Source organism: Undibacterium sp. Di26W (assembly GCF_049340265.1).
Taxonomy (GTDB): domain Bacteria; phylum Pseudomonadota; class Gammaproteobacteria; order Burkholderiales; family Burkholderiaceae_D; genus Undibacterium.
On sequence record NZ_JBMPOR010000014.1, the window covers coordinates 150,309 to 161,389 of the forward strand.

General features: G+C 49.2%; 10 protein-coding genes. 7 read left to right on the forward strand and 3 right to left on the reverse strand.

Translation table 11 applies throughout. The annotated features are described in order from the left end of the window. Positions 1–23: 23 nt before the first annotated feature. Positions 24–395: a hypothetical protein gene (locus ACO0LM_RS17195; protein ID WP_423038464.1), complete on the reverse strand. Its 372-nt coding sequence runs from the start codon at positions 393–395 to the stop codon at positions 24–26. 288 nt (positions 396–683) lie between these two features. On the opposite strand from ACO0LM_RS17195, the gene ACO0LM_RS17200 reads away from it, so the two are divergent. From ACO0LM_RS17200 to ACO0LM_RS17220, 5 genes are all read left to right on the forward strand, one after another. Continuing rightward, the gene (locus ACO0LM_RS17200) at positions 684–2,984 is read left to right on the forward strand and encodes a putative bifunctional diguanylate cyclase/phosphodiesterase (protein ID WP_423038465.1); all 2,301 of its coding nucleotides are present in this window, start codon (positions 684–686) and stop codon (positions 2,982–2,984) included. Between the two features lie 494 nt (positions 2,985–3,478). Further along, positions 3,479–5,401, forward strand: a complete 1,923-nt coding sequence (locus ACO0LM_RS17205; RefSeq protein WP_422985455.1) for a PrkA family serine protein kinase — start codon at positions 3,479–3,481, stop codon at positions 5,399–5,401. Positions 5,402–5,462: 61 nt separating this feature from the next. Further along, the gene (locus ACO0LM_RS17210; protein WP_423038466.1) at positions 5,463–6,734 is read left to right on the forward strand and encodes a YeaH/YhbH family protein; all 1,272 of its coding nucleotides are present in this window, start codon (positions 5,463–5,465) and stop codon (positions 6,732–6,734) included. Next, positions 6,731–8,284: a SpoVR family protein gene (locus tag ACO0LM_RS17215; RefSeq protein WP_423038467.1), complete on the forward strand. Its 1,554-nt coding sequence runs from the start codon at positions 6,731–6,733 to the stop codon at positions 8,282–8,284. Before ACO0LM_RS17210 ends, ACO0LM_RS17215 begins: the two co-directional genes overlap by 4 nt. A gap of 100 nt (positions 8,285–8,384) precedes the next feature. After that, the gene (locus ACO0LM_RS17220) at positions 8,385–8,678 is read left to right on the forward strand and encodes a hypothetical protein (RefSeq protein WP_423038468.1); all 294 of its coding nucleotides are present in this window, start codon (positions 8,385–8,387) and stop codon (positions 8,676–8,678) included. Positions 8,679–8,844: 166 nt separating this feature from the next. On the opposite strand, the gene ACO0LM_RS17225 is transcribed toward ACO0LM_RS17220, so the two are convergent. Then, positions 8,845–9,531, reverse strand: coding sequence for a MarC family protein (locus ACO0LM_RS17225; RefSeq protein ID WP_423038469.1), 687 nt, complete (start codon positions 9,529–9,531; stop codon positions 8,845–8,847). Between the two features lie 199 nt (positions 9,532–9,730). On the opposite strand from ACO0LM_RS17225, the gene ACO0LM_RS17230 reads away from it, so the two are divergent. After that, on the forward strand, positions 9,731–10,156 hold the full coding sequence (locus tag ACO0LM_RS17230) for a hypothetical protein (protein ID WP_423038470.1): 426 nt from the start codon (positions 9,731–9,733) through the stop codon (positions 10,154–10,156). Positions 10,157–10,503: 347 nt separating this feature from the next. Beyond that, positions 10,504–10,863 (forward strand): 5-carboxymethyl-2-hydroxymuconate Delta-isomerase, encoded by a 360-nt coding sequence (locus tag ACO0LM_RS17235; protein ID WP_423038471.1) that lies wholly within the window; start codon positions 10,504–10,506, stop codon positions 10,861–10,863. Here the strand turns inward: ACO0LM_RS17235 and ACO0LM_RS17240 are convergent. Continuing rightward, positions 10,860–11,081: hypothetical protein (locus ACO0LM_RS17240; protein ID WP_423038472.1), on the reverse strand; the 222-nt coding region annotated here is incomplete at its 5' end. The genes ACO0LM_RS17235 and ACO0LM_RS17240 overlap by 4 nt on opposite strands.

Genomic DNA, 11,081 nt, shown 5'->3' on the forward strand with positions numbered 1-11,081 from the left:
GCCCGATAGACAGGCGGCGATTGTCAGATCAGTTTCGTTGATTTCAAAACGTGGATCTCGCATGCCTGGTCACTTTGCTGCAGTACATGGTTAGTGGTCGATGCTGTTCCCTGGTTGCTTGGTGAAGCCGGATAATCAACGGCGCTGGCGTTCAAATAATCCCCAAGTTGATTGCAGTTTGTTCTAACTGACGCAGATTCCATTTCTTCGTCGCGTTCCGGGCCTTTCCTGCGCCGTTCTGCGCATATTTTCCACATAATGAGTAGTTTTCCAATTTCGAGCTGTTTTTCGAAAGTATTAGACCAGTCGTCTATAGTTGATTGCATGTAATTCAATAGTGATTCATTTTGATTGGAATGATTGATAAAATAACTAAAGTGAAAATCTATCGCCATATGAAAATCAGTTAATGAAAACTAATTTTCATTAAAGGTTTGTAAATTGTCACGATAAATGCGGAAACGATATAAATCTATGAGAGAATGTGGCTTGATTTTGGAGACATTTCTTCATGGTTTTTCCGGGGGATGTTGACAACGAAAGGGATGCGCAATCCGTTCAGCAAGACAGGGTAGTGATATCGCAAGGTAGTACTACGCATTTTCTGGCTGTCGTGTCGGCAAGTATGCTGGCGTGCATTTGTTCCCGGCAACAGACTTTAGCTTCTTATTCCAATACATGACATGTTTCGCTGGCTTTTTCTTAATGAAAGTGCATTAACGCCTGCCGAGCACACCGCATGGAAATTAAGCGCACTACGTATCATTTTGATGTCCGGCTTTGTGCTGGAAGCAGCCGTAGCGATTCACAGTTCTCTGGATGCTATCGCGGTTGGTGCCTATCAGGTGTTGTGGGTCGTTGGTTTTTTCTATGCCGTGCTGGCCTTGGGCTTGTATTATTCATCCCGTCACTTGCGTGCTGGCGCTACGATATTAATAGGCGCGGTTTATGCGTCTGCATTTTCCATTGTCAGCTTTGTCAGCGATTTTGAAGTAGCCAAATTTGGCTATCTTCTCATATACACCACCCCCATCATCGCGCGCCTGTTCTTTGGTACCCGACTGGCCATGGGGTTGATGGTATTCAATTTCCTGCCTTTCCTGCTGCTGTTGACAAACCGGCCTGTATTCACCGTGCCCGGTTTTGACGTTACCCTTCCAGCCAGCAATACGTATATTCAGGCACTGTTATTTTTGTTTTTTAATACCTGCGTGCCGTTGGCCGTGTTCCGGGTGTTGCATGAGCTCGATGTGTCGGCCAAGCGTTATCGGCAGGCAAGTGATGCGCTGGTGGTGAGCCATGCCCAATACGAAGAAGTGTTTCAAAACGCTGGTTCGGCCTTATTGCTGACAGATGCCAGCGGCCAGATATTGCAGGCCAATCAACTTGCCAACAATTTGCTGGGTCGCAATGCAGACAAAGATGACGAGCTGGCACTGTTTGCCTGGCTGTCGCTGGATAACAGCGTACGTTTGAAAAGCTCGAACAGCGATGAATCTGAAAACATGCGCATGTCAGCCTATCGTACGCGCGACGGTAAGCTGGTGGCGTTGGAAAATATCTCGCAAACTTCGGCCGAACACTATATCGTTGCCCTCAGGGACGTATCCGGCCTGCATTCCATGCACCATGCCCTGCAATTGAGCCTGGAGCGCGAAGACTATCTTAGCCGGCACGATGCCTTGACCAACCTGCCTAACCGCGACATGTTGCGCAGCCATCTGCATGGCATCTTGGCGGACAATGACGACAGCACGGTGACGGCCCTGGTTTCCTTTCGTTTGAACAGCATACGGCATGCCAACCAGCAGTTTGGTGCCCATACAGGCGATATTCTGTTGCGACGTTTTGCCGAAGAATTGTCACGCGCACTGCCCAAAAACTGTTTTTGCGCACGTCTGCGCAGCATTGTTTTTTCTTTTGTGGTGGAACAGTCACGTACACCAGGTGAGATCATCAAGCTGGTAGAAAAAGTCCGTAACAATCTGCCGAAAGAACTGGAAATCAATGGCGAGAATTTACTGGTACAGTTTTCTGCTGGCATTGCCCTGGTGCGGCCGGAGGACAAACTGCCAGATGATTTGATACGGCGCAGTGAAGTCGCGCTGGATACCGCGCGTCGTTCCAGCGACCAAAGCGTGACCCTGTTTGATGAAGAGGATGCGCAACAAATACGGCGCAGTGTCGAGATAGAAGTCGGCATTGTCAATGGCCTGAAGCAAAATGAATTCCGCCTCGTGTACCAGCCCAAAGTGGCGCGTGATGGCAATATTGCGGGCCTGGAAGCCTTGTTGCGATGGGAATCGCCGACATTGGGCAATGTACCGCCTGCCGAGTTTATCCCGATAGCCGAGCGGGCTGGATTGATACGCCTGATCAGCAATTTCGTCATGGACCAGGTGTGCTGCCAGACACGTGACTGGTTGAACCGCTTTGGTGATTGCCCCGTGATTGCCCTGAATTTGTCGGTGACGGATATAGCCCGCAGTGACTTGTTACAACTGATTGATGAATGCTGCCAGCGCCACGACGTTGCATCATCCTATCTGGAATTCGAGATTACTGAAACCGGCCTGATCGCCAACGAAACACTGACCATTCATCATCTGGATGAACTCAAGGCGCGCGGTTTCAGTATTGCGATTGATGATTTTGGCACCGGTTATTCGTCCTTGTCCAAACTCAGCCATTTCCCGGCACAAAGCGTCAAGATTGATCGCTCGTTTGTGGCGCAGATCGGTCATAACAAGAAAAGTGAAATGATCATCAAAGCCATTATTTCACTGGCCAATATCCTGTCTTGCCATACCGTTGCCGAAGGTGTGGAAAATAAGGAACAAGAAATTTTCCTGAAAGAGATAGGTTGCGACTTCTTCCAGGGATATTATTATTATCGTCCGCTGGAAGTATCGGCACTGGAATTATTGCTGGTGGAATTGCCGGCCAAAGAAGACCTTCCTCCTTACCAGTTCAAGCTGGCGTAAAGCGCATTTCATCCGTCATGGGCGTAATGCGTTCTCAAGTCGCAATCCACAATCCACAATTCACAATTCACAATTCATCATCCACCAGCGCTGTCAGCTTGTATGTGCACTCGCACACATGTGTGCCACATTATTTTCTCACCATATTTAACAAACGGGTCAACGTTCATGGGTGATAGTGCGTTGCATGAGAAAGTCTGCATCATGCGTAATAAAGTGAATATGTTTATATCAATGCTGTTGCAAATTTAAGCTAATGTAGTTGTATCGCTATGTTGTTTTGTCAGATGTGAGTACTGCTTGCGCCGTCATTGTTGTTTCGTCCCGGATTTACAACAGTGCTTTGATCCAACATTTTGCACAGAGTAACAATTTGCGCTGCACGTTTTGATAATTTCAACTACACTAAAGTTGTAATGTGCTGGCGGCAATGAAATTGGTGTTGCCACCAGACCGGTTCGGAATTTGCTTTTTGCTTATCCATGGAGGTCGGGATGAATATCTTTGACAACTACACCGCACGGTATGAACGAACACGCGAAGAAGAGTATTCCATGCAGGAATATCTCGATCTGTGTAAAAAAGACAGGCTGGTATATGCCAGCGCGTCTGAACGCATGCTGGCTGCCATCGGTGAGCCTGAATTGGTGGATACCCGTCATGACTCCCGTCAGTCGCGTATTTTCTCCAACAAGGTCATCAAGATCTATCCAGCCTTTCGTGAATTTTATGGCATGGAAGAAGTCATCGAGCAGGTTGTGGCGTATTTTCGCCATGCTGCTCAAGGCCTGGAAGAGCGCAAGCAAATCCTGTATCTGCTGGGACCGGTCGGTGGCGGTAAATCTTCGATTGCCGAACGCCTGAAATTCCTGATGGAAAAAATCCCTTTTTATTGCATCAAGGGTTCCCCCGTCAATGAATCACCTCTCGGCCTGTTCAATGAAGAGGAAGACGGTATCTTGCTGGAAGAAGATTTCGGCATACCACGTCGCTACCTGAAAAGCATACCCAGCCCCTGGGCCGTCAAGCGCCTGCACGAATTCAATGGCGACATCAACCAGTTCCGCGTGGTACGCCGTTATCCCTCGGTATTGAAACAGATTGCCGTGTCCAAAACCGAACCCGGTGATGAAAATAACCAGGATATTTCTTCGCTGGTAGGCAAGGTCGATATCCGTAAGCTGGAAGAATATGCGCAGGATGATCCAGATGCCTACAGCTATTCCGGCGGTCTTTGCCTGTCTAACCAGGGTTTGATGGAATTTGTCGAAATGTTCAAGGCCCCGATCAAGGTCTTGCATCCTTTGTTGACGGCTACCCAGGAAGGAAACTTCAAAGGCACCGAAGGCTTTGGCGCCATACCTTTTGAGGGTATCGTACTGGCCCACTCAAATGAATCGGAATGGAAGACATTTAAAAACAATAAAAACAATGAAGCTTTTCTTGACCGCATCTATATCGTCAAAGTGCCGTATTGCCTGCGTGTGAATGATGAAATAAAAATCTATGAAAAACTGGTGCGTACTTCGTCATTGGCGAGTGCACCTTGCGCCCCCGGTACCTTGAAAATGATGGCCCAGTTTGCCGTGCTGTCACGCCTGAAAGAACCAGAAAATTCCAGCATCTTCAGCAAGATGCAGGTATATGACGGTGAAAATCTCAAAGATACCGATCCCAAGGCCAAGTCACGCCAGGAATATTCAGATTATGCCGGTGTCGATGAAGGCATGAATGGCTTGTCCACCCGGTTTGCATTCAAGATTTTGTCCAAGGTATTTAACTTTGATAATACCGAAGTCGCTGCCAATCCTGTGCATTTGCTCTACGTACTGGAACAGCAGATAGAGCGGGAACAATTTGCACCAGAGATCGAGCAAAAGTATGTGTCTTATATCAAGGAATATCTGGCACAGCGTTATGCAGAATTCATAGGCAAGGAAATTCAGACGGCCTACCTGGAAAGTTATTCAGAATACGGCCAAAATATTTTCGATCGTTATGTGACCTTTGCTGACTTCTGGATACAGGACCAGGAATTCCGCGATCCCGATACCGGTGAAAGTTTTGATCGCGATGCGCTCAATAATGAACTGGAAAAAATCGAGAAGCCGGCAGGCATCTCCAACCCCAAAGACTTCCGCAATGAGATCGTGAATTTCGTGTTGAGGGCCAGGGCGCAGAATGCTGGCAAAAATCCGGCCTGGACCAGTTATGAAAAACTGCGTACGGTCATTGAGAAAAAAATGTTTTCGAATACCGAAGAATTATTGCCCGTCATTTCCTTCAATGCCAAGGCCAGTGCGGATGATTCCAACAAGCATCAGGAATTTGTCGAACGCATGGTGGCCAAAGGCTATACCGCCAAACAGGTTCGCTTGCTGTGTGAATGGTATTTGCGGGTAAGAAAATCGTCTTGATGGCAGGAGGACGAATGGGAATCAGGCAAGTGAAAGATTTTGCGGCAAACGGGAGAGCATTTTGGTTCATCTGATTGACCGGCGTGTCCAGGGTAAAAATAAGTCTGCACCGAATCGTGAACGCTTTTTGCGGCGTTATAAAGGGCAGATCAAGGATGCTGTTGCTCGTGCAGTAAAAGGGCGGTCCATTACCGATATTGAGAGCGGTGAACGTATATCGATACCGGTCAAGGATGTCAGTGAGCCGACCTTTGGTCATACGCATGGTGGGGTGTGGGAAGGTGTGCAGCCTGGTAATGAACAATACCAGCGCGGCGACCAGGTTGCCCGGCCCAAAGGCGGTGGTGGTGGTTCTGGCAAAGGGCAGGGTGGCAATAGCGAAGACCCGGCCGAAGATGACTTTGTGTTCCAGCTGTCACGCGAAGAATTCATGAACTATTTCTTCGAAGACCTGGAATTGCCGAATATGGTCAAGACGCAATTGACTTCCACGACCGATTTCAAAAGCCAGCGTGCCGGTTACAAAACATCAGGAACCGCATCCAGCATGCATGTGCTGCGCTCATTGCGCGGTGCCATGGGGCGACGCATTGCAGTCGGCGGTAAATCAGCACGCAGACTGAAAGTGGCTGAAGCAGAAATGACGATGCTGCTTGATGCTGGCATAGACAATAAAGATAGCAGGGTGATTGAATTAAAACAGGAAATTCACCACCTGCGTACGCGCCTGCTGGCGATTCCATTTCTTGATCCATTTGACCTGCGCTATAGCAACCGGGTCAAGGTACCCAAACCTGCCAGCCAGTGTGTGATGTTTTGCCTGCTGGACGTATCTGGTTCCATGGATGAACAGAAAAAGGATACGGCAAAGCGCTTCTTCATTTTGCTGTACCTGTTCCTGACCCGTGCCTATGAAAAAATCGAGGTGGTGTTTATCCGCCATCATACGACTGCGATGGAAGTGGATGAAGATGCTTTTTTCCATTCACGCGAATCGGGCGGTACCATTGTTTCATCTGCATTGAACCTGTTATCGCAAATCGTGCGTGAACGATACACCGCCAGCGACTGGAATGTGTATGTGGCCCAGGCTTCGGATGGTGATAACTGGGACAATGATTCGGCTACCTGCGGGCAACTGCTGACCAATACCATCATGCCGCTGGTGCAGTATTATGCCTACGTGGAAATCACCGATGGTCAGCCGCAGAACCTGTGGCTGGAATATGAGAAAGTAACCGAACATCATGCGCACTTTGCGATACAAAAAATAGAAACACCGGCTGACATTTATCCGGTGTTTAGGGAATTGTTCAAGAAGCAGCCGAAATGAGGTCCAACATGGAAGCCAGCCATGCCAGTACCAGAAGAAAGCATCCCCGTGCCTTGCCCGAGCAATCTGAATGGACTTTTGAACTCATAGAGCAGGCGCATGAAGAAATACGCCGGGTAGCCGAACAGTTTGGGCTGGATACCTATCCCAACCAGCTCGAAGTGATCACTGCCGAACAGATGATGGATGCGTATGCGTCAGTGGGCATGCCTGTGTCCTACAATCACTGGTCATTCGGCAAGCATTTTCTTTCTACCGAAAAAAGCTATAAGCGTGGACAGATGGGGCTGGCCTACGAAATCGTCATCAATTCCAATCCCTGCATTTCTTACCTGATGGAAGAAAACAGCCTGACCATGCAGGCACTGGTGATTGCCCATGCAGCGTACGGACATAACTCCTTTTTCAAAGGTAATTACCTGTTCCGCACCTGGACCGATGCCGAAGCGATTATTGATTACATGTTGTTTGCCAAAAATTATATCGCAGACTGCGAGCAGCGCTATGGCATGGAAGCGGTGGAACTGATCATTGATTCTTGCCATGCCTTGCAAAACTATGGTGTTGACCGCTACAAGCGTCCCGCCAAAATATCGCTGGTTGAAGAACGTGTGCGTCAGGCCGAAAGAGAAAAATACATGCAGTCACAAGTGAATGACTTGTGGCGCACGGTCCCGCGACGCAATGAGGTGCCAGAAAGCCAGGCAGAGCAGCGTGTGCCATCCGAGCCGCAAGAAAACCTGCTGTATTTCATAGAAAAGTATTCACCCTTGCTGGAACCCTGGCAGCGCGAGATTGTGCGCATTATCCGCAAGGTGTCACAATATTTTTATCCGCAACGCCAGACCCAGGTCATGAATGAAGGCTGGGCGACGTTCTGGCATTACACCATACTGCAGCAATTGTATGAAGAGGGCGTGGTCGGCGATGGCTTCATGATGGAATTTTTGCAAAGCCATACCAATGTGGTGTACCAGCCACCGGTTAGCAGCCGCTATTTCAATGGGATTAATCCCTATGCCCTGGGTTTCGCCATGATGCGCGACATACGCCGCATCTGCGAAACACCGACGGCAGAAGACCGCGAATGGTTCCCCGACTTTGCTGGCAGCGACTGGCAAAAGACCCTGCAGTTTGCCATGCGCAATTTCAAGGATGAGAGTTTTATTGCCCAGTATCTGTCACCCAAGCTGATGCGTGACTTCCATTTTTTTGCCATCCTTGATGATGACAGTAAGGATAAGTTGCTGATCTCGGCGATTCATGATGAACAGGGTTATCGTTATCTGCGCGAACAATTGGCGGGACAATATAACCTGGGTAACCGTGAACCGAATATCCAGGTCTGGTCCGTCGATATGCAGGGCGACCGCGCTTTGACCTTGCGTCATACCCAGTACCAACGCCGTCCCTTGAACATGCAGACGGGCGAAATGTTGAAGCATGTCGCCAGACTATGGGGGTTTGACGTCTATCTGGAGACTGTGGATCCGACCAATAAAGTGCTGGCCAGGCAGGAATGCAAATGGGAAAAACGCAACAGGGCCTGAGTTTCCCCCACCGCCGGCGCAAGCATGCCAAATGTCGATAGCTGTGGGCAGACTGATGCGATAGAATGAAAAACGACCATCTGAAGACGGAGACTGCACCATGTATCTGGATCACCCGAAAATTTCTGCTACCAATAGTGAAACCGAGCCAGATCGCATAGAACGTCTGAGCCGTGTTTACGGTTATGCGATAGGCCTGGCAGATATTGATGGCAATAAGGAATGCATTTCCAAGCTGGCCAAGATCCATGACCACAAGGGGACGCTGATGGTGATCTGGTATGTCGCCCCTACCCAGGTAGAGAAAAGTTATTTCACCCGTGCCTGGAATAGCCGCATCGGTGATGAAACCGAACTGGTGGAGCATGCACTGATGCTGGAAGAGCCTTTGTAACGACAGAATGGCGAGGCGGATACGGCATCCGCCTGCCTCATGCCACTCTCCTTGGTACCTATCTTTGCAGGTTTGTGCGCTGAGCTTTGCTATTCAATTGTTTGCGAGTTTGTGACCTACGCTGGTGAATGCGGGCACGCTTTGACTAGACGACCTCAGTGTCGCTTTAGTGCAGCTTCAGGTCAGCAAGCAGGTCAGAAATACCTGCCCAGCCAATTTCTATCCCTATACACAACAAGATAAAAGCGGACAGGCGCATCAGCACGGTTGCGCCTACGTCACCCAGCAGTCTTTCCATATTGCGGGCAAAGCGATAGCACAGGTAAATCACCAGCGTGGTCAGCAATACACCCAGGGCAGAAGCAATACTGGTGATCAGCCAGTCCACTGGTTTGTTTGGCATCTGGGTACCCAGGGTCACCGAGGCGGCGATGGTGCCGGGCCCTACCGTCAGCGGAAAACTGAAGGGGTAAAACCCGCGGCTACGCAACTCTTCACGGGTCCAGGTGCTGCCACCATGCGAGGCAGCGACGGAATTACGCAATTTGTCCTGGCCCTGATCATTCAACAGCTTCCAGCCAGCCATGGCGACCACGATACCACCGGCAACCCGTACGATAGGCAGAGAAATGCCAAAAAAATCCAGTACGTAAGAGCCGATAAAGACCGCACCCATCAGCAGGAAAAAACAGTTCAGGGCGATACGCTTCGCCAGCCGGTTGGCCAGTTGTGGCTCTATCGGGCCGGTCATGGATAGAAAAATAGGGGCAATCGCGATGGGGTTCAGGATAGGTAACAAGGTGATCGGTACTACGATTAATGCCTTGAAAAAAATGATCATCGTGATACTCATGCTTACTCCTGAAAGATAGGGCTTCGATTATGCAACAGAAATGCCTGCTTGGCGACTGTCAGAGCAGGGCTGGCAGGGTAGGGATGGGTGAATTCAGCATACAAAAAGATACACGGGGCAATATTGCATTGCCAGAAATAACGTATCCAATCAACAATGCTGATAAAAATTGACTTTCCTCTTAAAATAAAGGAAACACATGAAATCCCTGATCAAAGTAGTCATTGCTTCTGCCCTGAGTACCGCATTTCTGGGGGCTTGTACTATGGCGTCGTTGTCCTACCTGAATGGCAACCCTGACCGCCCGTTACCCAATCATGAGTATCCGGTGCACATTGTTGCAGTGGATCAGCAAGCGTACTTCAAAGGGCCGGTACAAATCGCCCCAGGCAAGCATAATGTCTTGGTACAGATCGGTCAGTCTATGGCCCGCGCACCTTCACAAAAAATGCTGGTGCTGGATGTACAGCCTTGTACACGCTATTACATCACAGCCAAAAAAGACTCCATCATGGAAAACAATTGGGAACTTAAAATATTTGACAGTGAAAATGTAGGCAGTTGTGACGCCAGCGAAGAGCTGAAAAAGGCGAACGCCACTAGCACAGTGACTGCATCCAGGTAATTTTTCATTGCAGCAAGCTGTGTAGAGGTCTTTTCCCTGTGTGAATGTAGACTCAGGGATAAAGGCCTCTTTTCTATTTGGTGAGTCGAATTGCGCACAGCTTGCGGTCCAAAACCCTGCGGGAGCTGGCCGCATTGACACTTTGCGGGCGCATTGCTGCGCGGTAGCGTCACATTAGCTTTAGCAACAAGGCTTACCCTTACGCCTTGCACTGCATCCCGAATCGCCTTGCTCGCACTCATCCCTATGTGTGAAGTGAGTTCTAGCCAATGCTGGTACAGTTGTAGCAATCAGCAAAGAATCAAAAACTGCCAGACCACAATCAAACGAACAGATACAGGACAGCTATGCCACATTTCACCATCGAATACTCCGCCAATCTGCCAATACAGGCCAGGGAACTGCTGCTGGATATCAATACTGCCCTGGTGGCGACAAATCATTTCAAGGAAATCGATATCAAAAGCCGGGCCATCCGTTTTGACACCTATGTCGTCGGTACCGCCAATGCAGAAAGGGCTTTTCTGCATGCCAAGCTGGTGATATTGAAAGGCCGCACGACCGAAGTGAAACGGGATTTGTCAGAACGCGTACTCACCGTTATCAACCAGGCCGGGCCATGGCCGCCAGGGCTGGATGTGCAATTGTGTGTCGAGGTGCAGGAACTGGAGCGTGAAACCTATGCCAAGGCGCATTTCAGTACCTAAAGCCCGGTCCTGTAAGAACGCAAACAAATGGTATGGACGCCGCCTTCCAGGTTGCTGGAAATAGAGAAGGACTCCAGCGCCGACGGCATCAATGTGCCAAAGTAGAAGTATGACCAACTACTTGAGGCGAGGAGTCCGAAATGAATATTACGACAATTGGCATGGATTTGGCAAAGAATGTGTTTGCGTTGCATGGAGTCGACGAGCGTGGCAATAAG

What these genes read in the sequence shown, in the direction of transcription:
- ACO0LM_RS17215 (WP_423038467.1), top strand. Translation starts at nt 6,731, where the DNA reads ATGAGGTCCAACATGGAAGCCAGCCATGCCAGTACCAGAAGAAAGCAT.
- ACO0LM_RS17220 (WP_423038468.1), top strand. Translation starts at nt 8,385, where the DNA reads ATGTATCTGGATCACCCGAAAATTTCTGCTACCAATAGTGAAACCGAG.
- ACO0LM_RS17205 (WP_422985455.1), top strand. Translation starts at nt 3,479, where the DNA reads ATGAATATCTTTGACAACTACACCGCACGGTATGAACGAACACGCGAA.
- ACO0LM_RS17195 (WP_423038464.1), bottom strand. Translation starts at nt 395, where the DNA reads ATGGCGATAGATTTTCACTTTAGTTATTTTATCAATCATTCCAATCAA.
- ACO0LM_RS17230 (WP_423038470.1), top strand. Translation starts at nt 9,731, where the DNA reads ATGAAATCCCTGATCAAAGTAGTCATTGCTTCTGCCCTGAGTACCGCA.
- ACO0LM_RS17235 (WP_423038471.1), top strand. Translation starts at nt 10,504, where the DNA reads ATGCCACATTTCACCATCGAATACTCCGCCAATCTGCCAATACAGGCC.
- ACO0LM_RS17225 (WP_423038469.1), bottom strand. Translation starts at nt 9,531, where the DNA reads ATGAGTATCACGATGATCATTTTTTTCAAGGCATTAATCGTAGTACCG.
- ACO0LM_RS17200 (WP_423038465.1), top strand. Translation starts at nt 684, where the DNA reads ATGTTTCGCTGGCTTTTTCTTAATGAAAGTGCATTAACGCCTGCCGAG.